This is a genomic window from Micromonospora sp. NPDC002717, from assembly GCF_040295705.1.
Taxonomy (GTDB): Bacteria; Actinomycetota; Actinomycetes; order Mycobacteriales; family Micromonosporaceae; genus Micromonospora.
Map to the genome: position 1 here is coordinate 23,710 of NZ_JBEOVW010000014.1, position 24,250 is coordinate 47,959.

Annotated in this window: 14 protein-coding genes; 11 read left to right on the top strand and 3 right to left on the bottom strand. The window is 73.9% G+C overall.

All coding sequences use genetic code 11. From position 1 onward, the window contains the following. Positions 1–64: 64 nt before the first annotated feature. Both ABT006_RS21105 and ABT006_RS21110 read right to left on the bottom strand, forming a co-directional pair. Complete coding sequence (locus ABT006_RS21105; RefSeq protein WP_466022744.1) at positions 65–973, bottom strand: ABC transporter permease; 909 nt, start codon at positions 971–973, stop codon at positions 65–67. Further along, entirely contained in the window at positions 966–1,973 is a 1,008-nt protein-coding gene (locus ABT006_RS21110) for an ABC transporter permease (protein ID WP_350708782.1), read from the bottom strand. The genes ABT006_RS21105 and ABT006_RS21110 overlap by 8 nt, the downstream gene beginning before the upstream one ends. Positions 1,974–2,139: 166 nt before the next feature. Here ABT006_RS21110 and ABT006_RS21115 point away from each other — a divergent pair, with 166 nt between their 5' ends. Continuing rightward, on the top strand, positions 2,140–2,964 hold the full coding sequence (locus tag ABT006_RS21115; protein ID WP_350708784.1) for an IclR family transcriptional regulator: 825 nt from the start codon (positions 2,140–2,142) through the stop codon (positions 2,962–2,964). 43 nt (positions 2,965–3,007) lie between these two features. Beyond that, the gene (pepE, locus tag ABT006_RS21120; RefSeq protein WP_350708786.1) at positions 3,008–3,748 is read left to right on the top strand and encodes a dipeptidase PepE; all 741 of its coding nucleotides are present in this window, start codon (positions 3,008–3,010) and stop codon (positions 3,746–3,748) included. A 290-nt stretch (positions 3,749–4,038) separates the two neighbouring features. Here pepE and ABT006_RS21125 read toward each other — a convergent pair whose 3' ends face one another. After that, positions 4,039–4,896 (bottom strand): hypothetical protein, encoded by an 858-nt coding sequence (locus tag ABT006_RS21125; RefSeq protein ID WP_350708788.1) that lies wholly within the window; start codon positions 4,894–4,896, stop codon positions 4,039–4,041. Between the two features lie 464 nt (positions 4,897–5,360). Here ABT006_RS21125 and ABT006_RS21130 point away from each other — a divergent pair, with 464 nt between their 5' ends. The 9 genes from ABT006_RS21130 (at position 5,361) to ABT006_RS21170 (ending at position 24,185) form a co-directional block, all read left to right on the top strand. Next, positions 5,361–5,552 (top strand): thiopeptide-type bacteriocin, encoded by a 192-nt coding sequence (locus tag ABT006_RS21130; RefSeq protein ID WP_350708790.1) that lies wholly within the window; start codon positions 5,361–5,363, stop codon positions 5,550–5,552. 108 nt (positions 5,553–5,660) lie between these two features. Then, on the top strand, positions 5,661–8,456 hold the full coding sequence (locus ABT006_RS21135) for a lantibiotic dehydratase (protein ID WP_350708792.1): 2,796 nt from the start codon (positions 5,661–5,663) through the stop codon (positions 8,454–8,456). Positions 8,457–8,561: 105 nt separating this feature from the next. Then, on the top strand, positions 8,562–9,695 hold the full coding sequence (locus ABT006_RS21140; protein WP_350708794.1) for a hypothetical protein: 1,134 nt from the start codon (positions 8,562–8,564) through the stop codon (positions 9,693–9,695). 17 nt (positions 9,696–9,712) lie between these two features. After that, on the top strand, positions 9,713–12,481 hold the full coding sequence (locus tag ABT006_RS21145; RefSeq protein ID WP_350708796.1) for a TOMM precursor leader peptide-binding protein: 2,769 nt from the start codon (positions 9,713–9,715) through the stop codon (positions 12,479–12,481). Positions 12,482–12,494: 13 nt separating this feature from the next. Next, positions 12,495–14,264: a thiopeptide-type bacteriocin biosynthesis protein gene (locus ABT006_RS21150; RefSeq protein ID WP_350708798.1), complete on the top strand. Its 1,770-nt coding sequence runs from the start codon at positions 12,495–12,497 to the stop codon at positions 14,262–14,264. Positions 14,265–14,628: 364 nt separating this feature from the next. Beyond that, positions 14,629–15,288 carry an HAD family hydrolase gene (locus tag ABT006_RS21155; RefSeq protein ID WP_350708800.1) on the top strand — a complete coding sequence of 220 codons (660 nt, stop codon included), beginning with the start codon at positions 14,629–14,631 and terminating at the stop codon, positions 15,286–15,288. 15 nt (positions 15,289–15,303) lie between these two features. Next, positions 15,304–16,167 carry a hypothetical protein gene (locus ABT006_RS21160; protein ID WP_350708802.1) on the top strand — a complete coding sequence of 288 codons (864 nt, stop codon included), beginning with the start codon at positions 15,304–15,306 and terminating at the stop codon, positions 16,165–16,167. 382 nt (positions 16,168–16,549) lie between these two features. After that, the gene (locus ABT006_RS21165) at positions 16,550–22,015 is read left to right on the top strand and encodes an ATP-binding protein (RefSeq protein WP_350708804.1); all 5,466 of its coding nucleotides are present in this window, start codon (positions 16,550–16,552) and stop codon (positions 22,013–22,015) included. 466 nt (positions 22,016–22,481) lie between these two features. Continuing rightward, complete coding sequence (locus tag ABT006_RS21170; protein ID WP_350708806.1) at positions 22,482–24,185, top strand: tetratricopeptide repeat protein; 1,704 nt, start codon at positions 22,482–22,484, stop codon at positions 24,183–24,185. Positions 24,186–24,250 lie beyond the last annotated feature (65 nt).

The following is a 24,250-nucleotide window of genomic DNA, read 5'->3' on the forward strand; positions in this document are numbered from 1 at the left end:
TTCAGGTCAGGGTGGGGGTTGGGGTGGGCGGATGGGCTGGCGTCCGTGGCAGGTCCGCGCCGGGTCATCGGCTCGTCCGCAGGCGTGGGTCGAGGACGTCGCGAAGGCCGTCGCCGATCAGGTTGAAGCCGAGAATCGAGGTGGCGATGGCGATACCGGGGAAGACGGTCATCCACCACTCGCCGCTGATGATGTAGCCACGGCCGTCCGAGATCATGACGCCCCATTCCGGCGTCGGCGGCTGCGCGCCGAGGCCGATGAAGCTGAGTGAGGCGGCCGTGAGGATCGCGTAACCCATGCCGAGGGTCGCTCGGACGAGGATCGGGGCGACGGTGTTCGGGACGATGTGCCGGATGAGGATCGTCCGATCACGCAGACCTAGGGCGCGCCCCGCCTCGACGAAGTCACGCTCACGGAGCGATCGGGTCTGGCTGTAGACGATGCGGGCGAACTCGGGGATGCCGACGACGCCCACGGCGACCATCGCGCTCGCCAGGCCCGGGCCGAGGGCGGCGGCGATCGCCATGGCCAGCACGAGCGACGGGAAGGCGAGGAGCACATCCATCACCCGCATGAGCACCGCGCTCACCGCGCCGCCGACGAAGCCGGAGATGGCACCGATCGGCACACCGACGAGAAGCGAGATCCCGACGGCGATGAGCCCGGTCCAGAGCGAGATGCGCCCGCCGGCGAGAACCCGGGCGAGGATGTCGCGGCCGAAGTTGTCCGTGCCGAAGAGGTGTGCGCCGGAGGGGGGTTCGAGAAGCCCCCCGGCTCCGGTCTCGGTGGGCGAGTACGGCAGCAGGTCGGCCACGAGAGCGCCGATGGTCCAGATCGCGATGAAGACGAGACCGACCATCGCCAGGCGGTTGCGGACCAGGAGGCGCCAAGCGGTCGTGGGCCTCGACCCCGCCCGGTCGGACGACGCGACCCTGCGGCCCTTCGCGGTGGCGGACACGGTGGTGTCAGGCATTCTCGATCCTCGGGTCCAGGCGGCCGTTGAACAGATCGACGCAGAGGTTGACCGTCAGGTAGATGACCGCGGCGAGCAGGGTGAAGGCCTGGACCGGCGCATAGTCGGTCGCGAGCACGGACTGGACGACGTAGGCCCCGATGCCGGGCCAGCTGAAGACCGTCTCGGTGATGACCGCGCCACCGAGGAGTTGGCCGAACTGGAGGCCGACGACGGTCACGATGACGGGGGCGGCGTTCTTCAGCGCGTGCTTGAGGATGACCTTGACCGGCGGCAGGCCCTTGGAGCGAGCGGTGCGGACGTAGTCCTGGTTGATCACCTCGAGCATCTCGGACCGGGTCATCCGGGCGATGATCGCCGTGCTCCCGGTCGCGAGGCACATGGCCGGCCAGATGATGTGGGCCAGCGACGACTTGAGCGCGACAAGGTCACCGGTCAGGAGCGAGTCGAGGACGTAGAGCCCCGTGATCGACGTCGGCGGGTTCACGTCCTGGGCGATGCGGCCCAGCGGGGCCGGCTCCCACCCGAGCTTGTTGTAGAAGACGAAGATCACGATGAGGGCGAGCCAGAAGAGCGGCATCGACGCCCCGACCAGCGAAAAGATGCGGCTGGCGTGGTCGATGGGCCGGTCGCGGCGCGTCGCGCTGATGACACCGATCGGGACCCCCACGAGCAGCGAGATGAGGATCGCCACGATGGCGAGCTCGACCGTCGCCGGCAGCCGGGAGGCGAAGTCCGTGAGGACGGGCTGCCCGGTGTGCCAGGCGAAGCCGAAGTCTCCGGCGAAGAGGCCGCGCACGTAGGAGACGAACTGGGCGACCAGTGGCTGGTCGAGGCCCATCTCGGCACGGATCTTCTCGACGGTCGCCGGGTCAGCCTGCTCCCCGGCGAGCGTCCGGGCCGGGTCACCGGGCAGGACGCGCGTGAGAAGGAAGATGCAGAGCACGACACCGAGGAGCGCCGGGATCATCGCGAGGACTCGTCGCACCACGTGGTTCACGGCCACCTCCAATCTGCGCTTTGTTGGGTCTGACCTGGTCTCGGCGCCACCCAGGATTCGTCCGCCCCGCACCCCTGCGCAATACCTTCTCTGTATATGAGAGGGCATCTCGAACCGGATCGGAGTGCGGTAGGTTCACACACGTCCCACCCATCCCGGAGGACCCATGTCAGACAACGGCGCCCGCCCCCGCTCGCCGCTCCAGACCGTGGACCGCGCCCTGGAGGTCCTTCTGTCGTTCACCGAGCGGCGTCGCGACTGGGGCGTCATGGAGCTTGCCGAAGCCTTCGCCATCGACAAGTCGACCGCACAGCGGATCCTTGCCGCGCTCGCCGCGCGCGGCTTCCTCAACGCCGATCCGGTGACCCGGCGCTACAGCCTCGGGCCGACGATGTGGCGGATGGCCGCCGTCTGGGAGCGCACGGGAGGGCTGGCCGCCCTGGCCCAGCGGGTGGTCGAGCCGCTCGCCTTCCAGACCGATCGCACCGCCATCTTCGCCGTCCCGGACGGGCTTCACGTCCGTTGCGTCGCCGCCGTCAACGGCGGCGAACCGCTGCGCAGTCATCCGCTCGTCGGCGAGTTGTACCCGGCCAACGCGGGAGCCACCTCCCGCGGCTACTTCGCCTTCCTCGACAGCAACGAACGACGCGCCCTCATCTCCGGTCGCGTCTTCGCGACCTTCACGGAGCTGACGAAGGTCGGCGAGCACGAGGTCGAACGGCTCTTCGTCGAGACCGTTGCGCAGGGCTACGCCTACTCGGAGGGCGAATACGACTACGCCACCAGGGCGCTCGCCGTTCCCATCATGCTCAGAGGGCGGCCCGTCGGCTCGCTCAGCCTCGGCGAGAGCAAGTATCCGGCGCGTCCGGACGACATCCGGGACCACCTGCCCGCACTACAGGCCGCCGCGGAGCAACTGTCCGCGCTGCTCGACAACCGGGCGAACTCGGCCGCCGCAGCCCGGCAGACCACGACGGTCCGATCCCACTGAACGCCGCGCCGACCAGCCGGACCGGCCGCATCGAGGAGACACCATGACCCAGGGCCACCAGAACCTCCTGCTCCTGTCCAACTCGACGGCCCCGGGCCGGGCCTATCTGGAGCATGCGCGCGACGCGATCCTCCAGGCGCTCGACGGCCGGCGCTCCATCGTGTTCGTCCCCTTCGCACTGGCGGACCACGACGGCTACACCGACACGGTCCGTCGGGCCATGGAGCCACTCGGCATCACCGTCCGGGGAGCGCACGAGGGCACGCCACGCGACCTCGTCGCCACCGCCGAGGCGGTCTTCGTCGGCGGCGGCAACACCTTCCGTCTCGTCAAGGCGATCCACGAGCTCGACCTGATCAGCGTCGTGCGCACCCGGGTGTCCGAGGGCATGCCCTACATCGGGTCGAGTGCCGGCACCAACGTCGCGACGCCGAGCCTGCGTACGACGAACGACATGCCGATCGTCCAACCGCCGTCCTTCGAGACCTTCGGCCTCGTGCCCTTCCAGATCAACCCCCACTACCTCGACCCGGACCCGGCCTCGACGCACCAGGGTGAGACCCGGGAGGAGCGGCTCACACAGTTCCTCGAGGAGAACGACGTCCCGGTACTCGCCATGCGCGAGGGCACCTGGCTGCGGGTGAGCAACAGTTCGATGCGGCTCGACGGCGTGGCCGCGGGAGGGCGGGTCTTCTGCCGCGCATCCGAGCCGGTCGAGGTTGCGAGCGGCGCCGACGTGAGCTGGCTCGCCGAGAGAGTGGCTTCCTTCGACGTCGGCCGCTGAGGTCGATCAGTCGGACCTCCTGGAGATCTACGGAACGCGGCGGCATCAGCCATACGCCCCGCGAGTACTCCACCCCCACCGCCTGCGGCAACGGCACCGACGTCCTCGCCAACGCCGTACTCCGGCTGGCGGACCAGCCATGACCGTCCTGGACCTGCTCGACGCCCTCCTGCGCATCGACCCGGTCGACCCCGGCCTCGACCCGGCCGGGGCCGGCGAGGCGGACCTCGCGGCTCGTCCCCGACCGGGGACGAGCCGCCGGTCTACGCACCCAGGTAGTCGATCGGATGTCACTTGACGATTGAGCGCAACCGGCCGTACAGCGTCTCCGACATCGAGATCGCCGTGGCCAGGTCCGGTTCGCAGATCTCCAGGTAGTGGCTTCCGCGGGCCACGTAGAGCTGGTACTGCCGCACAGTGAAGTCCCCGGCGGGCTGGTTGATCGCCGTGACGGTTCCCGCGCCCTCGTCGCAGGTCCAGCCGACCGCCACGACGGCCGACGCCGCCTCGATCGAGCAACTGTCCGCGACGAGCTGGTCGAACTGCAGCTGCGTCAGGCCGGTGAACGTGATGGTCGACTGCAGCCCGTACGTCGCGGCGCCGTCCAGGGCCGGCACGGACACCTCGGCCAGGGTGATCCTGGCGCCGACCTTCAGCGACCGCCAGGTCATGCTGCCGGACGTGCAGGTGCCCGCGGCCTCGCGGAGCCGGGCGAGATCCAGCCCCTCGGGCAGTTCCTCGACGGTCGCGGTGAACCTGCCCGTGGTGCCCTTGTCCACGTCGCGCCGGCTGCCGACCTGGATCCAGCCGCCGGCGGCCCGACTCTGCTCGCCGATCGCCAGTTGCAGGGAGCCCAGGCAGGCCACCGGCGAGACGGTGACGTCGGCGTCGGGTTCGAACAACTTGCCCGCGTCGGCCAACGACATCTCCACGAGCTCGGTACCCGCGGGGTGGTCGGCCTTGGGCAGCAGGACCTCACGGAGGCGCTCGTCCGACGGCGCCGGCGCGGCCGGGCCGGCCGCCGCTGCCGCCAGCGTCGCCCGCTCCGATTCGGCGGTGCGGTGGTTCCCCACCACGACGATCAGCACAGCCGCCACCAGCAGCAGCGCTGCGCCGGCCGCCGCGAGGGCACGACGAGTTGTCAGCATGGCACGCCTCCGTTTGCTAGGTGTTCCTGTTGTCAATGAACAGCAGTACCGCACCAGAGGCATCGATCGCTATATATGAGTCAAGTGGATTTTTGCTGACCAGAGCCGCCCGCGACATCTCTGGCCAATCGGCACGTGTCGCAACGACCCGGGTCCGCGACCCCGGTTCCGGCGGCATTCCGGCGACGCGAACAATCCCGCCGGTCGGGCTCGCCGCACCGCGGCTGGGCTGCAGGATTTCGGGAGGCGCTGGGTGCCGGCGTCCACCACAACGGGACCCGCGCACCGGAGCGCGGGACCATACGGCCACCGCGTCCACATTCGACATCCGTCGGACGGCCACCGGTCACTGGGCGGTCGGACGGGCAACGCGCGGTCGGAAACGACTAGCGTCACTCCCACTGTCCGTGTTGCTCCCCGAGCGCACCGCTTCGGGAGCAACGCCTTCGGAGAATGGAGTGACCATGCCGGACATGGCGGCCACGCTGGCCGACCTCGAAGACCTCAACCTGGCCGACCTGGAGGTGTCCGACCTGCTGGAGGTGCACGCCGTCCGCGACGCGGTGGCCCTGCCGGAGACCGGCGCCTCGGCGAGCACCTCCGTCGTCTGGGAGTGGCTGGGCTACTCCTCCTGCGCCGCCCAGCTTCCTCTGTAGTCGTACCGGATCGGTGCCGACCGGCGGGGCCGGGTCGCCGACACCGTCGGCGCGACCGTCCCCACCGGTTCGATCGGCCGGTGTCGATGACCGTCCACAGGGGAGAGCGTGTCCATCACCCGCCAGAACTCCGCTCCACCGGCGTCGTCGGTACCCGGCGGCCGGGTCGCGCCGGAGGTCGAGGTCGCCCCGTACGTGCTGATCCGCCTGACAGGGGTCGACCAGCCGGCGTCCGGGCCGGCCGGACGGCGGCTGCGCCGCCTCCAGGACCGCCTCGTCGATCGACTGGTCGAGTGCCACTCCCTCGGCCCCGACCTCGCCGACGAGCTGTACCGGCTCGGCGGCCGGTCCTCGAGGGCGTACCGCCAGTCGGTCCTGCTGCCCCTGCGCCGCGACGTCCACAACGGCCGGTCTCCGGCCGGCGACGTCCGTGCCCGGCTCGGCGACCTTGCCGCACGCCTGCCCGCGTTGGGGCGCTGGTTGCGGGTTCGGGCCGAGATCGACCGGCTGACCGGCGCCATCGACGCCGGGTCGGAGGCGGCACTGGCCGAGGAACGCGTCGCGCTCGCCACCCTCTGCGGCAGCGACCCGTTCGGCCGGGCGGTGGCGCTGACCAGCCCGGAACTGCTGGCAGCGGTACACCGCACGGCGGCGCGCGGCGGCGTACCGGACGCCCGCGGTCGCAAGTCGGAGCCCACCGTGCTCCGGTACGCGTTGCGGACGTCCACGCGGACCAGCCCGCTCTCCTGGTTCACCATCGTCGGCTGGGGCTCCTGGCCGGACGACAGCACGCTCGGACCCCCGCCGCCCGGGCCACGGTCTCGGCCCGGGCGTGACCGGGCGGCCGGCCCGGAACCCGTGGCGGGCCTGGATCTGTCGGCGGCCGGAGTGCCGATGGCGGTAACCCGTCCACCGGCCGGCCTGGTCGCCAGCCTCTTCCTGGCCGGCAACGGCCGCCCAGGGCAGGCGCCACGCACCCCGCACCGGCTGGCGCCCGGGACCCGCGTGCTCGGCGAACACGTGGTGTTCTACCGCGAGCACCCGACGACCGACGCCGACGGTGCGCCGGTGATGCGGGAGGAGCGGGTACTGATGCCGCTGCGGCCCGCGCTGGCCGCGATCATCCGGGTGCTCCGCGCCGCACCCGGCGGGTACCCGCCGGAGGAACTCGTCGCGGCCCTCAGCCGACGCCCCGCGCACCCCGCCACGGACGCCGCGTCGGCCGAGCGGCTCGCCCGCCGACTCGTCGATCAGCTCTGCACGGAACGGCTGCTGATTCCGGTGCCGCCGACCACCGAACACGACCCGGCGGCGCTCGCGGCGATCGCCGACTGGCTCGCCGACACCGGTGACCCCGCCGTCGCCGACCAGGTGCGGCGCCTCGACCAGGACATCCGGTACCTGGCCGACGTCGAGGCGGCACGACGCGGCCCGCTGGTACGCCGGATCAGCGCGGGCTGGCGCGACGCCCTGCACTCGCTCGGCGCCACCGCGCCGCCACTGGCCCCGGCCACCGAGGACGTCGTGCTGCCCGGGCCGGTACGGCTGACCCGGCGGCCGGCGGACACCGCCGACCTGACCGCGCTGACCGGGCTCGCGTTGATGTTCGACACGGACCAGGTGCTGCGCCGGCTGCTGCGGCACCGGTTCGTCGAACGGTACGGCCCCGGGGGCCGCTGCGCCGACCTCGGCGAGTTCTTCGCCGAGGTCGGCGCCGGCTTCGGCGACCTGCCGACGGTGACCCCCGACGGGGCGCTGGCCGGCGGCCCGATCGCGCGGGTGCCCGAGCTGGCCGCGCTGGCCGCGCTGCGCCAGGAGGTGACCCGGGCGGTACGGGCCGACGGCGGGGATGACGGTGTGGAGACCGTCATCGGTGCCGAACTGGTCGCCGAGGCGGTCGCGGCGCTGCCCCGCTGGTTGCGGACCCGGCCGGCGTCGTACGCCTTCTTCTGCCAACCCGACGCCGACGGATCGGTCCACCTCAACCACATCTACGGCGGATGGGGGCGGTTCACCAGCCGCTTCCTCGGCCTCTTCGGGGACACCGGGATGCGGGAGGCCGTCGCCGCCCAGCTGCGCCGCGTACTGCCCGGCCGGGTCGCCCAGTTCCGACCGGTACACGGCTTCAACGCCAACCTGCACCCGCTGCTGCTCGGCGAGGACGTCGGCGACGACCCACGGCTGGGCGGCCTCGACCTCACCGCGATCGAACTGGTGCACGACCTGGCCAGCGACCAGGTCCGGCTGCTCGACCCGGCCACCGGTGACCTGCTCGACGTGCTGTACCTCGGCTTCCTCGCTCCACCGGCGCTGCCCGCCCGGGTCGCCGCCCTGCTCGGCGACCTGGGCAGCGGCGAGGTCGGGCTCAGCCACCTGGCCGCGACGCGGACGGTGTCCGGCCCGGGCGGGCAGGCGATGGTCCGCAGCAGGCTCCGCTGCGGCCGGTTCGTCGTCGCCCGCCGCAGCTGGCGGTTCGACGGTGGGGCCGAGGAGCGCCTTCGCGGACTCGGCTCGCCGTCGACCGGCTCACCGGTCGCCGCCGCCGGGCTGCGAGCCGCCTGGGACCTGCCCGACCAGGTCTTCCTCCGCCAGGGCAGCCGATCCGCCGGGCACGCGCCTGGCCGGCCCGGCACCGGGCCGTCCCCGGCGACCGGGTCCCCGTCCACCCCGTCGCCGACGCCCCCCACGGTGGCCGGGCTCCGGGAGGCGGTCACCCGGCCGAAGCCGCAGTTCGTCGACCTGGCCAGCCCGCTGCACCTGCGCTGCGTGCCCCGATGGCTCGCCCGGATCACCGGTCCCCTGGTGATCGAGGAGGCGCGTCCCCGCCCCGCCGGCCACGAGCGCCCGCACCGGGTCACGGAGCTGGTCCTCGAGACCTACCTGCCGGCGGCCTCCGGTGACTGACCGGGCACCGCGCGGATCGCCGGCACGTCGACGCCCCGGGGCGGGCGCCTCCGCTCCGCCCGCACCAGGACCCCGCACCCGCACCGAGCCGAACCGAGCCGAACCATGACCGAGCCGAACACCACCGTGACCGAGCTGACGCCGACCACCGACGTCGTGTGCCACTACCACGACGAGGTCAAGTCACCGCTGCTGCGCGACGCCGTCCTGCCCGGCGCCACGCGGCTGCGCGACGCCGGGCTGGCCGTCCACCTGGAACGGCACTGGCTGCACGGCCCGCACGTACGCCTGCGGCTGCGCGGCCCGGCGGCGCTGCGGGCCGCCGAGGCCGCCGAGGCCGCCGAGCGGTTGCGCGCCTACCTGGCGACGGCGCCGTCCCGGGCCGGCCTCGACGAGGACCTGTTGCGGCGCCGGTCCGAGGCGGCCGGCCGGGCCGAGCTCGTGCCGCCACCGTACGACCCGATCCACCCGGACAACACGGTGCTGGTGACCGAGGGCGACCAGAGCGGTCTCGCCGCCCTGCTCGGTACGCCGGGCGCGGTCGAGTGCCGTGCCGACGTGCTCGCCGCGGGGCTGGCCCCGGTGCGGGTGTCGCTGGACCAGCTCGCCCTCGTCGGGGACGCCCCTGCCGCCCGGGTGGGCGTCGTGGTCACCGCGATGGCCGCGCACGCGGACACCTGGCCGGGCCGGCTGCTGTCCGGCTACCACACCTTCCTGTCCCACCTGGAGGACTTCCTCTTCGGCGAGCGGGGTCCCGTCCTGCGCCCGCGCTTCGCGGCCTTCGCCGAGCGGGCGGGCGGGCGGTACCACGACCTGGTCCGGCAGGCGTCCACGCCGGACACCGCCGAGCCGGTGGCGGCGGCGTGGCGGGCCTGGAGCGCGGCGTCGTGGCGGATCGCCGAGCGGGCGTACGACGCGGGTGCGCTCAGCGGGATGCTCTCCGCCGAGTTCCGTCGCCGGTCGACCTCGTTCGACGAGGCCACCGCTGTCCGCTGGGACCTCAGCCGCCGTGGGGCGAGCGCCTACCACCGGGCGCTGGAGGCGTCGGGCTTCCAGCGGATCGCCGCGAGCCGGGAGTTCCAGGTCTACCGGTTCTGCACGAACATGCTCTACCAACTGCTGGCGCTCTGTGACGTCGCGCCGTTGGAGCGGTATCTCGGCGCTCACCTGCTCGCCGAGGCGACCCAGGAGATCCACGGTGTGCCGTGGCAGAGCGCCCTCGCGGCCCGCACCGAGTGACGCCGCGTGGAGGCGACGTGGGCGAGGTGACCCTGCGGCCGGGCAGCCTGGTCCGGCCGGTCGAGGGTGGGCTGTTCGTCAGCGGCTGGCGGTCCAGTTCGGTGGTGACCTGCCCGCCGGTCGTCGGCGAGCTGTGGCGGCGGCTGGAGCCGCTGGTCCGCCGGGGCCTCGACCCGGAGGCCGCCACCGTCGGGATGTCCGGCCGGACCGCCGGGGCGGTGCGCTGGCTGCTCGACCTTCTCGCCGACCACGACGTTCTGGTCGACGTCCGGGTGCCGCTGGTCGGTCATCCGTTGGCGGCCTACCTGGCCGGGCTCGCCCGGGATCCGGCCGACGCGCTGGGCGCGGTGTCGCGGACCACCGTCGCGGTCACCGGCGACGGTGCGCTGGTGCCGGCCGTACGCGCCGCGCTGACCGCCTCCGGGTTGTGCACCGGGGACAGCGCGGCCGCGGACCTGGTGGTGCGGGTCGGCACGGTGAGCCCCGCCGAACGTACGGGGCCGCCCGCTCGCCCGCCGACGTCGGCGTCACCGCGGCGACCCGACGTCGTCCGGCCCGACGTGCTGCCGGTGACGATCCGCCCGGACGGCGCGCTGATCGGGCCGCTGGGTCGTGCCGACGACACCGCCGCAAGCTGGCCCGACGAGGGGGTGGACGAGGCTCCGGCACCATCGACGCCGGCACGTCCGCTGCTGCCGTTCCTGGTGACACACGAGGTCGTACGCGCGGTGAGCGGGCTGGCCGACGGTACGGCGCTGCTGCTGCGCGGGGCGGCCGTCCAGCGCCTCGGCGTGCCGACCGACCCGGCCGGGCAACAGCGCCGGCCACCGGCGGAGCGCGTCGGACCGCAGGCCGGGGCGACCGGCACCCATCCGCCCGGTGACACCGGGACGTCCGGCCCGGGCGACACGGACGGGGGCCTGGTGCGGGTGGCCGGGGACGACGACGCCCTGGTCAGGGCGGTCGCGGCGGTCGCGTCCGCCGGACGGCGACGAGCGGGCCAGCCGGTGCTGGTCGGCGCCGCCCCGGACTGGCCGGCGGCCCGACACCTGGCCGAGCAGCGGACCGCCCACGCGACCGGCAGGGCGTACCTGGCGGTGCGGGCGCGCGGGACGGCGATCGAGATCGGCCCGTTGAGCAGCCCCGGTACGGGCGCGTGCCTGCGGTGCGCGGACACCCGGCATCAGGCCGTCCTCGGCGCCGGCAGCGCGGACACGCTGCTCGCCGACGGCCGGCCGCTGCCGCTGCCGCCGTACTGGCGAGGGCTCATCGGGGAGCTGGTCGCCGGGCAGCTCGCCGACGACGCCGACCCCCGCACGGTCAGCGTGCTGGCCGTCGGCGACGGCTCGGTCACCCGGCACCTGCTCCGGGCGGTGCCGGACTGTCCGGCGTGCGGGACGTTGCCCCCCGACGCGGCCGGCGCCGCCGTGATCGCCCTACGGCCGCGCCGTCAAGCCGTACCGGACCGTTTCCGGACCCGCCCCGACCTGCCGGACCTGGCCACGCTCCGCGCCGAGCTGGTCGATTTCCGGTACGGGCCGGTGACGCACGTCCATACCGACCGGCAGGGTCCGCTGGCGCTCGCGGCGGCCGAGTTGCCGGTACCCGGCCGCACCGGCCGGCTCGGCGGGTTCGGTCGGGCGGCCGACCACCCGACCGCGCAGGTGCTGGCGTTGCTGGAGGCGGTCGAACGGGAGGCCGGCCGCTGCCCGGGGGCACGCCGGACGACCACCCTGGGCAGCTACCGGGAACTCGCCGCCGATGCCGTGGACCCGGTCCGGCTGGGCCTGCCGGAGCCGGCCGCGGTCGGCCACCCCGAGTACCGGCTGACCCCGTACACGCCGGACACGGTCACGTCCTGGGTGTGGGCGTACGACCTGACCGGTGACCGGTCGGTCCTCGTGCCCGAGCACGCCGCCTACTACGGGGTGGACCGGCCCGGGGCCGCCCGGTTCCTCTACGAGTGCTCCAGCGGCGGCGCCGTCGGTGGCTGCCTGGAGGAGGCGCTCCTCTACGCCTGCCTGGAGACGATCGAGCGGGACGCCTTCCTGCTCACCTGGTACGCCGGGCGGACGCCGCCGGTCCTGGCGCTCCCGCCCGACGCCGATCCGTTGACCCGGCACCTCGCCGACCGGATCGCGGCCGAGGGCTACACGTTGCACCTGCTCGACATCACCAGCGACATCGGGATACCGGCTGTCTGGGCGCTCGCGGTCACCGACGAGCCGCACCGGGCCGACCGGGGCGCGACGTTCACCGCGGCCGGGGCGCATCCGGATCCCCGCCGGGCCGCCGCGGCGGCGGTCCTGGAGGTCGGCGTCAACGTGGCGGTCGCACCGAGGACGGCCCGCCCGCCCCGGGACCGGCTGCTCGCCATGCTCGACGAACCGGAGCTGGTGCGGGAGCTGGCGGACCACGCCGCCCTGCACCTGCTTCCGCAGGCCATACCCCGGTTCGACTTCGCGCTGCGGGCGGCTGCCGCCGGCCCGGCCCGCCCGTTCGACGAGCACTTCGCCGGCTGGCGCGACCGGTGGCTGCACCCCGACCTGACGGAGGTGCTGCGCCGGGTGGTCGACGCGATGGCCGCCGCCGGGGCGCCACCGCTGGTGGTGGACCAGACCGGGGCGGCCGAACGGCGCCTCGGCCTGGCCGCCGTGAAGGTTCTCGCGCCCGGGGCGCTGCCGATGACCTTCGGGCACCTCAACCGGCGGGTGGACCTGCCCCGCCTGCGGCAGGCCCGGCTCGCCGCCCCCGACCACCGGATCCTGCCCCACCCGTTCCCCTGAAGGAGTGCCGAGCATGGGTCGCTGGTCCGCGCTGCACGTCCATCTGCACGGCGGCTCCGAACAGACCGAGACGGTGCTGCGGGAGCACATCGTGCCGACCACGTCGGGCCTGCTCGCCCGGGGCGAGATCTCCTCCTGGTTCTTCGTCCGGTACTGGGAGGGTGGCCCGCACCTGCGCTGGCGGGTCGCCGACGCCACGCCGGAGACGGTACGGCGAATGCGCGACGGGCTGGTCGAAGCGGTGGCCGCGCTGGCACCACCGGCCCGGGAGCTGCGCCCGGCCGACTGGTACGCCCGGTTCGGCGTGCGCGACGTCGACTCCACCGGCCCGGCCCCCGGGGGGCACGGGGACGGCGTCGGTCCCGATCTCGGCTGGCAGCCGCACGGCACCGTACGCGAACAGCCGTACCGGGCGGAGGTCGACCGGTACGGCGGCCCGGAGGCGATCGGGGCGGCCGAAGAGCTGTTCGCCGCGTCCAGTCGGGTCGCCGCGGCTCTGCTCGCCGCGCCACCTGCCCGCCGCCGGTCGACCACCGTGGACCTGTTGTTCGGGTTCCTCGCCGCCAGCGGCCTCGCCGCGCACGAGGCGGTCCGGTTCCTGCGCGGCTACGCCAACGCGTGGACGCTGGTGCCGGAGGCCGACGGTCAGGACCTCGGCCTGGCCCTGGTCGCGGCGCACCGCGACTTCCACGCCGACGCGTCCGCCTACCCGGCCCGGCGGCGGCTCATCGCCGACATCGTCACGCAGCGCAAGGGCGCCGGCACCACGGTGAACTACTGGGCGGACGAGGTCGCCGCCTACGTCGAGCGGTTGCGGACGCTCGACGGGCAGGGCCGGCTGCACGGAACGGTCCCCGGCATCCTCGCGTCGCAGCTGCACATGCTGCACAACCGCCTCGGCCTGAGCATCCCGGCCGAGTGCCACCTGGCCTGGCTGGCATCGTCGGCGTACGCCGCACCGGCCGGGCCACCGGACTTCCACGCCGACGGGATCGACGCCCCGGACCGGGAGTACCACGAGCGGTCGAAGTTCGTCCGTCCACTGTGGCCGAGCCAGCGTCCCCGTACGGTCGAACCGGCACCGGCCCGCCCCGGACCGGCCGACCCGCCCGGCACCGGGCTGTTGGCGCTGCCCGAGCCGACGCCGGGCGTGCTCGGCGACACCACGCTCGCCCGGGCGCTGTTGGACCGGCGCACCCGCTACGACGTCGGCCGGGAGCAGATGGACGTGGCGGACCTGGGCCGGCTGCTGCGCTACGCGGCCGGCGACACCGCGCCGCCGGGCAGTGAGCAGCGACGCCTGGCGTACCCGAGCCCGGGCGCCCTGGTGACCACCCGGCTGATGGTGCTGCCCCGCCGGGTGACGTCGGTGCCGGCCGCACTCTACGAGTACCTGCCGCAGCGGCACGCCCTCCGGCGGCTGACGCCGGATCCGGGCGCCGACCGGCTGGCCCGGATCGCGCCGCAGTTCGCGCCCGCCGGCTCCGCCCGGACCGGCGAGCCCGACGCCGCTTTCGCCTCCGGCGGGCCCGACATCGAGGCGGTGCCGCTCTGGCTGTTCGTGGTCGCGGAGCTGCGCCGGGCCAGGGCCCGGTACGGGCTGCGCGGGTACCGGTTCTGCGCCATCGAGACCGGCCACCTCGCCCAGAACCTGCTGCTCGCCGCGACGGCCATGGGGCGGTCCGCCGCCCCGATCGGCGGGTTCTTCGACGACGAGCTCAACCACCTGCTGCTGCTCGACGGGCTGGACTCCAGCGCCTTCTACGCCCTCACCCTCGGGTGAGGGCGGCACCTCGCCCGGCACACCACACCAGCATCCCCGGCCCGGAGGGAGCGTTCCACCAGCTCGGTGGCCTCCGCGCCGAGGCCCGGGGCGATGCCGAGACGCGCCGCGACTGCCGCTGCCGGTGGGTCACCGCGCCGGCGCCGTACCCGTTGGTCTGGTCGCGGCCCTGGTGCCGTTCGCCACGAGGCAGGGGGCTGGTTGTCGACGGCAGGCGGCCGGCCGCGTACGGTGCGGGCGTGGTGGTGCGCGTGCGCGTCGGTAGTGGTGACCGCGAGGTCGGGCGGGACGGGGTCGAGGTGGCGGCCCGGGTCCACGGACGGCTGAGAGGCGGCCGGTGAAACCGCACCCGCCGGAACCGTACGTGAACCGGCCGCACCGCGTCGGCCCGGCCGCGGTCGTGTTCGACCTCGACGGCACCCTGGTCGACACGATGACGATCGCTCCCACCGTGTACGCCGACACGATCCGCGCCCTCGGCGGGCCGGACGTCTCGCCGGCCACGGTCGTCTCCACCTGGCACATCGGAGCCACGCCGGTGGTGCTGGCCCATTTCCTGCAACGGCCCGTCACCGCCCCCGACCTCGAGTGCTTCCACCGCCATTTCGAGGCGGTGCTCGCGGACGTACGACCGTTCCCCGGCGTGCTCGACCTGGCCGACGACCTCCGCCGGGCCGGCTGCCGGCTCGGCATCTTCACCGCCGCCCCACGGCGGAGCACGACCCTCGTGCTGGCCCGCACGGGGCTCGACCGGCTGTTCCCGGTCGTGGTCTGTGGTGACGAGGTCCCCGCGCCGAAGCCCGCACCGGACGGGCTGTGGCTGGCCTGCCGCCGCCTGGGCGTCGACGTCGCCGAGACCGCGTACGTCGGCGACGCGGCGGTGGACCTCGCGTGCGCGGAGGCGGCGGGAGCACTGGCGGTGCACGCCCGCTGGTGCGGCACCTCCCCGGCGTCGGCGGACGTCCCGGCGGTGGCCCACCGGCCCGCCCAGGTCCTCGACCTGCTCGCGGTGACGACTGGCTGACGTGGGAGGCCATCAGTGCGCGTCAGCATGGCGACCAGCGCCGGCAGGGCCGGCCGGCCGAACGAGGACTTCGTCGGCGCCGTTCCCGGCGCCGCTGTGCTGCTGGACGGCGCCGGCATCCCGGGAACCGAGTCGATCTGTTCCCACGGTGTCGCCTGGTACACGCACCGTCTCGGCGGCGCGCTGCTCGGCCTGCTGTCGCGTGACGACGGGCGAGACCTCGCGGCGATCCTCGCCACCGCGATCGGCGAGACAGCCGCCGATCACCGCGGCACCTGCGACATCACGAACCCCAGCAGCCCGCAGGCGACCGTGGTGATCGTCCGCGCCCACCGGGGCCGCCTGGACCATCTCCTGCTCGCGGACTCCTTCCTCCTCCTCGACCAGGTCCGCGGTGGCCCGCAGGTCATCACCGACGAGCGCGAGGTCACCGCCAGGCGCACCTGCTCGGCGCCCCTGGACGGCGTTCCCCGAGGAACACCGGAGTACGACCGCATCCGGGACTCCTGCGTCGAGGCACTGCGCGCCCGCCGGAACCAGCCGGGCGGCTACTGGATCGCCAAGGACGATCCGCACGCGGCGGAGGAGGCGGTGACCGGCAGCCGGCCGCTTCATGACCTGGGCAGCGTCGCGCTGCTCAGCAATGGCGCCAGCCGCATCGTCAGCCCGTACGGCCTGACCGACTGGCCCGGCGTACTGGGCCTGCTCGGCGCGTACGGGCCGGCCGAGATCATCCGCCGCGTCCGGCAGGCCGAGGCCCGCACCTCCGAAGGCCCCGATGCTCGGGTCCCTGACGACGCCACCGTCGCGCACTGCACCCACCTGCCGCGCTCGGCGGGGGCCGGGGGGCCGCCGACGGGGCATCCGGACCGGGGCTGAGCGGTCCGGCAGGGGCGCCGCGTTCCATGCTCCGGGTGAACACCTGGTCCGTTGATTCGACAGCTGAGGCCTCGACGCAACCCAGCGAGACGAGCGTCACGGTGTGACGGCCGGGCGATCGCCCGACGGCGATGGCGAGAGCTGACCGTCGCCGGGGCGAATGCCTTCGTCATGTCACAGCGGGCCGTGCCCGCCCCGCCGGAGTTCGAGCCTCTGCCCTACGGTGTTGGGGGCGCGTAGCGCGCTGTCTGCAACATGGCACTGCCGGCCGGCGGATGTCGAGCGAAACAGGGGTTCTCAAGTGCCGGCGGAAGGGTGAACACTGCCGGGGGCTGCCGTGTCACGGGGCGTACATCGTTGGTCTACAGGAAGGCTCGGTCGGGTGTTCAGTCGTGTCGCCATCGTCAACCGTGGAGAGGCCGCCATGCGGCTCATCCACGCCGTACGGGACCTGGCCGCGGAGACCGGCGCCCGGATCGAGACCGTCGCCCTCCACACCGACGTCGACCGTACGGCCACCTTCGTCCGCGAGGCGGACCTGTCCTACGACCTCGGTCCCGCGTCCGCGCGCCCGTACCTCGACCTGAAGGCGCTGGAGCGCGCGCTGGTGGAGACCGGGGCCGACGCCGCCTGGGTCGGCTGGGGCTTCGTCGCGGAGGACCCGGCGTTCGCGGAGCTGTGCGAGAAGGTCGGCGTCACCTTCGTCGGCCCGAGCGCGGACGCCATGCGCAAGCTCGGCGACAAGATCGGCGCGAAGCTGATCGCCGAGGAGGTCGGCGTGCCGGTCGCGCCGTGGAGCCGCGGCGCGGTCGAGACCCTGGACGCGGCCCTGGCGGCGGCGGCCGAGATCGGCTACCCGCTGATGCTGAAGGCGACCGCGGGCGGCGGCGGGCGCGGCATCCGCGTGATCACGAACGAGGCCGAACTCGCCGACGCCTACGAGCGCACCAGCCAGGAGGCCGCGCGGGCGTTCGGCAGCGGCGTCGTGTTCCTGGAGCGCCTGGTCACCGGCGCCCGGCACGTCGAGGTGCAGGTGATCGCGGACGGGCAGGGCACGGCGTGGGCGCTCGGCGTCCGCGACTGCTCGGTGCAGCGGCGCAACCAGAAGGTCATCGAGGAGTCGGCGTCGCCGGTGCTCAGCCCCGCGCAGGCGGCCGAGCTCAAGGCGTCGGCCGAACGGCTGGCCGTCGCGGTCGGCTACCGCGGCGCGGCGACCGTCGAGTTCCTCTACCACCCCGGTGACCGGCTGTTCGCGTTCCTCGAGGTCAACACCCGCCTGCAGGTCGAGCACCCGATCACCGAGGCGACCACCGGGTTCGACCTGGTCAAGGCGCAGCTGCACGTGGCCTCGGGCGGACGGCTCGAAGGCGAGCCGCCGGTGGAGCGCGGGCACGCCGTCGAGGCCCGGCTGAACGCCGAGGACCCCGACCGCGACTTCGCGCCCTCCCCGGGCCGGATCGCGCGGCTGGACCTGCCCGCCGGGCCGGGCATCCGGGTGGACACCGGTGTCAGCGAGGGCGACACCATCCCCGCCGACTTCGACTCGATGATCGCCAAGATCATCGCGTACGGCCGCGACCGCGACGAGGCGCTCGGCAGGCTGCGGCGGGCGATGGCGCAGACCACGGTGATCATCGAGGGCGGCGCGACCAACAAGAGCTTCGTGCTCGACCTGCTCGACCAGCCCGAGGTGATCGACGCCAGCGCGGACACCGGCTGGATCGACCGCGTCCGCGGCGAGGGCAGGCTCGTCTCGCACCGGCACTCCGCCGTCGCGCTGGCGGCCGCCGCTATCGAGGCGTACGAGGAGGAGGAACGCGCGGAGCGGCAGCGGCTGCTGTCGACGGCGTTCGGTGGGCGCCCGCAGGTGCAGCACAAGAGTGGCCGACCGCTGGACCTCAAGCTGCGGGGCGTCGGCTACCGCGTGCGGGTCGCGCGGGTCGGCGCGCACCGGTTCCGCGTCGGCATCGAAGCGGGTGACGACGTCCGTACCGCCGACGTCGAGCTCGACCGCTTCGACCGGCACACCGGGCAGGTCGTCGTCAACGGCACCCGGTACCGCCTGCTCACCGGCACGCACGGGCCGATCCACCTGGTCGAGGTGGACGGGGTGACGCACCGGGTCAGCCGCGACGAGGGCGGCGTGGTGCGCTCCCCGGCGCCGGCGCTGGTCGTCGCCACGCCGCTCGAGGTCGGCGCCGAGGTCGAGGCGGGCGCGCCGGTGCTGGTGCTGGAGAGCATGAAGATGGAGACGGTGCTGCGGGCGCCGTTCCGGGCGCGGCTGAGGGAATGCGCCGTGTCCGTGGGCAGCCAGGTGGAGACCGGCGCCCCGCTGCTGCGGCTGGAACCGCTCGCCGACGACACCGACGACGCCGAGGACACCCCGGCCGCCGAGTCCGTCGAGCTGGACCTGCCCGCCGTGCCCGGGGAAGTGCCGGCTCGGGAGCGCATCACGCGCGGCCAGGAGGACCTGCGCAGCCTGCTGCTGGGCTTCGACATCGACCCGCACGACGATCGCCGGACGCTCGACGACTACCTCGCCGCGCGCCGGGCGGCCACCGAGGACGGCCACCGGCCGCTGGCCGAGGAGCTCGAACTCGTCGACGTGTTCGCCGACCTCGCCGAGCTGAGCCGCAACCGGCCGGCGGGCGAGGACGTCGGCGGCGAAGGGCACGTGCACAGCGCCCGCGAGCACTTCCACACCTACCTCCAGAGCCTCGACGTCGAGCGGGCCGGGCTGCCGGAGGCATTCCAGGCCAAGCTCGCCCGGGCGCTCGGGCACTACGGCGTCACCGATCTGGAGCGCTCCCCCGAGCTCGAAGCCGCGGTGTTCCGCATCTTCCTCGCCCAGCAACGCGCGTCCGCCGACGCGACGGTCGTCGCGACGTTGCTGCGCGCGTGGCTGCGGGAGCCGCCGCCGGACGAGGTGCTGCGTGAGCCGGCCGGCCTCGCGCTGGAGCGGCTGGTGGCCGCGACGCAGGTCCGCTTCCCCGTGGTCGCCGACCTCGCGCGCGGCGTGGTGTTCGCCTGGTTCGGCCAGCCGTTGCTGCGCCGCAACCGCGCCCGCGTCTACGCGAACGTCCGCAAGCACCTGCGCCACCTGGACGCGCACCCGGACGCGCCGGACCGCGCCGAGCGCGTCGGCGAGATGGTACGCAGCACCGAACCGCTGGTGCGGCTGCTCGGCCAGCGGCTCGTCCGCGACTCCCTGGACCACGCGGTCATGCTGGAGGTGCTGACCCGCCGCTACTACGGCAACAAGGATCTGACCAGCGTCCGCACCAGCGAGGTCGCGGGCTGCACCTTCGTGGTCGCCGAACGCGCGGGCTCGTGCGTGGTCTCCGCCGCGGTGAGATTCGAAGCGCTGGGCAGCGCGCTGCGCGGGCTCGCGGAGCTGGCGGGTGGCGAGGACGCCGTCGACGCCGACATCTATCTCGCCTGGGAGAAGCAGCCGGAGGACTCGGACGCGATGGCGGCGGCGCTGCACGAGGTCGTCAGCGCGCACCCGCTGCCGAGCCGGGTCCGCCGGGTCACCACCACCGTCGCGGGCCGCAGCGGCGCGGTGATGCACCACCACTTCACGTTCCGGCCGTCGACCACCGGGATGACCGAGGAGCGGCTGATCCGGGGCCTGCACCCGTACATCGCGCAGCGGATGCAGCTGGAGCGGCTGCGCAAGTTCGACCTCACCCGGCTGCCGTCGTCGGACGAGGAGGTCTACCTCTTCCGGTGCGTGGCGCAGGAGAACCCGTCGGACGACCGCCTGGTCGCGTTCGCGCAGGTGCGTGACCTGACCGCGCTGCGGGACCACGACGGCAGGCTGGTCGCGCTGCCGACGGCCGAGGACGTCGTCGCCACCTGCCTCGACTCGATCCGCCGTGCGCAGTCGCGGCGACCGTCGAAGAACCGCTTCAACACCAACCGGATCGTGGTCTACGTCTGGCCGCCGAGCGACCTCACCCGGGCGGAGCTGGAGATGATCGCCGGGCGCGTGCTGCCGACGACCGCGGGCGCCGGGCTGGAGGAGATCCTGTTCATCGCGCGGCAGCGTCACCGGACGACCGGCGAGCTGACCAAGATCGCGGTACGGGTCTCCTTCGACGCCACCGGCGGCACCAGGCTGACCGTCGGCCAGCCGTCGGACGAGCCGGTCGAGCCGCTCGACGGCTACCGGCAGAAGGTGCTGCGCGCGAGCAGCCGCAACACGGTGTACCCGTACGAGCTGACCGGCCTGCTCGGCGACTTCGTCGAGCACGACCTCGACGACGACCACGCGCTGGTGCCGGTCGACCGGCCGAAGGGCCGCAACACCGCGGCGATCGTCGCGGGCGTGGTCAGGACGCGTACCCGGCGGCACCCGCAGGGCGTCACCCGGGTCGTGCTGCTCGGCGACCCGACGAAGTCGCTCGGCGCGCTGTCGGAGCCGGAGTGCCGCCGGGTGATCGCCGCGCTGGACCTGGCCGAGCGGATGCGGGTGCCGCTGGAGTGGTACGCGCTGTCCGCCGGTGCCCGGATCTCGATGGAGTCCGGCACGGAGAACATGGACTGGGTGGCCGCGGCGCTCAAGCGGATCGTCGAGTTCACCCAGGACGGCGGCGAGATCAACATCGTGGTCGCGGGCATCACCGTCGGCGCGCAGCCGTACTGGAACGCCGAGGCGACGATGCTCATGCACACCAGGGGCATCCTGGTGATGACGCCGGACTCGGCGATGGTGCTCACCGGCAAGCAGTCGCTCGACTTCTCCGGCGGCGTGTCGGCCGAGGACAACTTCGGCATCGGCGGCTACGACCGGGTGATGGGGCCGAACGGGCAGGCGCAGTACTGGGCGCCGAACCTGACCGCCGCGCGGGACGTGCTGATGTCGTACTACGACCACACGTACGTCGCGCCCGGCGAGACGGGGCCGCGGCGGGCGAAGACGACCGACCCCGTCGACCGCGACATCTCCGACTTCCCGCACGCCCTGGCGGGCAGCGACTTCACCACCGTCGGCGAGATCTTCTCGGCCGAGGCCAACCCGGACCGCAAGAAGCCGTTCGACATCCGGACCGTGATGCGGGCGCTCTCCGACCAGGACCACCCGGTGCTGGAGCGCTGGGCGGGCATGGCCGACGCGGAGACCGTGGCGGTGCAGGACGTGCATCTCGGCGGCATGCCGGTGTGCCTGGTCGGCATCGAGTCACGGGCGGTGCCGCGGCGCGGCTTCCCGCCCACCGACGGCCCGGACACCTACACCGCGGGCACGCTGTTCCCCCGGTCGTCGAAGAAGGCCGCGCGGGCGATCAACGCGGCCAGCGGCAACCGGCCGCTGGTGGTGCTGGCGAACCTGTCGGGCTTCGACGGCTCGCCGGAGTCGATGCGGAAGCTGCAACTGGAGTACGGCGCCGAGATCGGCCGCGCCATCGTGAACTTCCGCGGGCCCATCGTGTTCTGCGTGATCTCCCGGTACCACGGCGGGGCGTTCGTGGTGTTCTCGAAGGCGCTGAACCCGAACATGACCGTCCTCGCGCTGGAGGGCTCGTTCGCCTCGGTGCTCGGCGGCGCCCCGGCCGCCGCGGTGGTGTTCTCCGGTGACGTCAACGCCCGCACCGCGGCCGACCCCCGCGTGCGGGACCTGGAGGCCCGCGTCGCGGCCGCCTCCGGCGCCGACCGCGCCGCGTTGACCGCGGAGCTCGACGAGCTCCGCGCGTCGGTCCGCGCGGAGAAGCTCGGCGAGGTGGCCACGGAGTTCGACCGCGTGCACAACATCCAGCGCGCCGTCGAGGTCGGCTCCGTCGACGCCGTCATCCGCGCCGCGGAACTGCGCCCACGGATCATCGAGGCCATCGAGTCCCGTTCGCGCTGACCCCACCGTCGCCGGCCGGGGCGTTCGGCCCCCGGCCGGCTCGTCCGCCGGGCGCCTGCACCGGTGCGCGGAAGCCTCCGCGCACCGGTGCACGCCGTCGTGGCCGAGGGACGTCGACACCCCGCGGCTGACCCGTCTCCACCGCTGGGCCGAGGTCGACTTCGTCGAGATCGCACCGGCCGTCGGCGGGCTGGTGTGCTCCGGCCGAGCCTTGGGCCCGTCCGGCGGCCTGCCGCAGCCCACAACCATCGCGAGCCCTCTTCATATTCATATCGGTCTCGATTAGGCTCTGAGCCGTCCCGTAATGATCCACAATGGAGGCGCCTCGTGAGGAAGATGACCGTCCGCCGCAAGAGCTCGCTGCGGCTGCTGTCCGGTGCCCGCCGGCTCTGGATCGAGTGGTGCTGGTAGCAGCCGACCCGGCGGGCGCCCCCGGGCGCCCGCCCCTGCGGCGATCGGCCCGGCCTTGACCGACGAGCCGGGCGGCTACAGCTGCCACCGCGACCACGGGCCGTACGCCGGGGTCGGGGCCTTCCTCGGCCGAGTCGCCGCCGACCGCCCCCGCCTGGCGTCCCGCCACAGGGTCGAGCTGCACGCCATCGCCCCCGGGCTGGACGGCGCGGCACGACCGGCCGCCGAGGAGGAGCCGATCCGGTTCCATCCCGCCCGACGCACCGCCTACCTGGCCTACGGCGCGGCCGAGTTCGTGGCGGCCTGGGCAGACCGGCTCCGCCGCCCGGTCACGGTGCGGTTCACCCACGTCGGAAGCGCCGACGAAACCACCCGCGAGCTGCTGGAGACGCTGACCCGCCGACTCGGGCCGTCCCCCGTGCGCCTCCACCTGCACGACAGTGGTCCCCGTCCGCCGGTGCCGGCCACCCCGACGCCGGAGGCGATGCGCACGGCCCTGGGCGACAGCCTGGCCCGCGGCTTCTACCACCACGCGGCCCGAACCGCCCGACGCGGACGCGCCGCGGTGACCCCCGACGGCGACCTGCGGCACTGGTGGGCGTTCACCACCGGCCTGGCCACCGCCCTGGCGGCGCTCGACCGCGCCACCGATGCCCTCGGCCTCTACCACGAAGCACGCGCCGCCACCGACAACCCCAAGATCGCCATGTCGGCCGCGTACGCCACCGCCATGCTGTACGCCCGGCACCTGCCGGCCGCCGACCAGGACCCGGCGCAGGCGCGGCACTGGCTGGAGAAGGCGCTCCACCTCGCCGCCGGGCTGGACGACCCGCGGCAGCGGGTGCTGTCCACCGTCTTCTACGAGCAGGGCCTGGCCCTGCTGGACAGCAGGGAAGGCGATCCCGCCGCCGCGCTACGGCTGATCGACGACGGGCTGGCCCGGTTGACCGAGGTGCTCGCCCCCGGCGAGCGCCCACAGGACCTGGCCCGGCTACGCCACAACCGGGCGCAGGTGCACCTCGCCCTGGGCGATCCGGCGCAGGCCCTGGCGGACCTCGACACCGTGATCGCCCACGACCCCGACAACTGCGAGTACTACGTGGACCGGGCCGCCCTGCACCGGGCGGCGGGGCGGCCACGGGCCGCGATCAGGGACTACGACACCGCGATCCGTCTGGGACCGCACCTGCCGGAGGCGTACTACAACCGGGCCATGCTCCACCAGGAGCAGGGCCGTTCCGGGCGGGCGCGTGACGACCTGGAACGCGTGCTGGCGATCGACCCCGGGCATCTCGACGCCCGGATCGCCCTGGTCAACCTGCACGTCCGACGCGACGCGTTCGCACAGGCCGAGACGGACGCGCGGGCCGGGCTGGCGCTGGCCCCGCAGGAGCCCGCACTGCTGTGCACCCTGGGGCTGATCCGCTCGGAGCGGGGCAGCCTCGCCGAGGCCGACCACCTGCTCAGCCAGGCGCTGGCCGGGGATCCGGAGCTGGTCGAGGCGTGGACGAACCGTGCCGCGATCCGGTTCGAACGCGGTGACGTGCCCGCCGCCCTGGCCGACCTGGACCGGGCGGTGGCGCTGTCGGCGGCACCTGTCCCCCGCTACAACCGAGGCACGGCGCTGATGCGGCTGGGACGGTGGGAAGAAGCCGCCCGGGACTTCACCCACGCGCTCACCCAGCCCGACCTGGACCGGTCGCTGCGACGCGACCTGCGCGCGGAACTGGCCCGCTGCCATCGGGCCATGCCCCGATGACCGCCGGCCCGGGCGGAATCGACGGACTCGACGAGCCCGTCGACCATGCGGCCTGATCGGGCAGT

Bases quoted from the DNA above. Each gene is read 5' to 3' on its own strand.
- ABT006_RS21105 (WP_466022744.1), bottom strand. From the start codon at position 973: ATGCCTGACACCACCGTGTCCGCCACCGCGAAGGGCCGCAGGGTCGCG.
- ABT006_RS21115 (WP_350708784.1), top strand. From the start codon at position 2,140: ATGTCAGACAACGGCGCCCGCCCCCGCTCGCCGCTCCAGACCGTGGAC.
- pepE (WP_350708786.1), top strand. From the start codon at position 3,008: ATGACCCAGGGCCACCAGAACCTCCTGCTCCTGTCCAACTCGACGGCC.
- ABT006_RS21125 (WP_350708788.1), bottom strand. From the start codon at position 4,896: ATGCTGACAACTCGTCGTGCCCTCGCGGCGGCCGGCGCAGCGCTGCTG.
- ABT006_RS21130 (WP_350708790.1), top strand. From the start codon at position 5,361: ATGCCGGACATGGCGGCCACGCTGGCCGACCTCGAAGACCTCAACCTG.
- ABT006_RS21140 (WP_350708794.1), top strand. From the start codon at position 8,562: ATGACCGAGCCGAACACCACCGTGACCGAGCTGACGCCGACCACCGAC.
- ABT006_RS21150 (WP_350708798.1), top strand. From the start codon at position 12,495: ATGGGTCGCTGGTCCGCGCTGCACGTCCATCTGCACGGCGGCTCCGAA.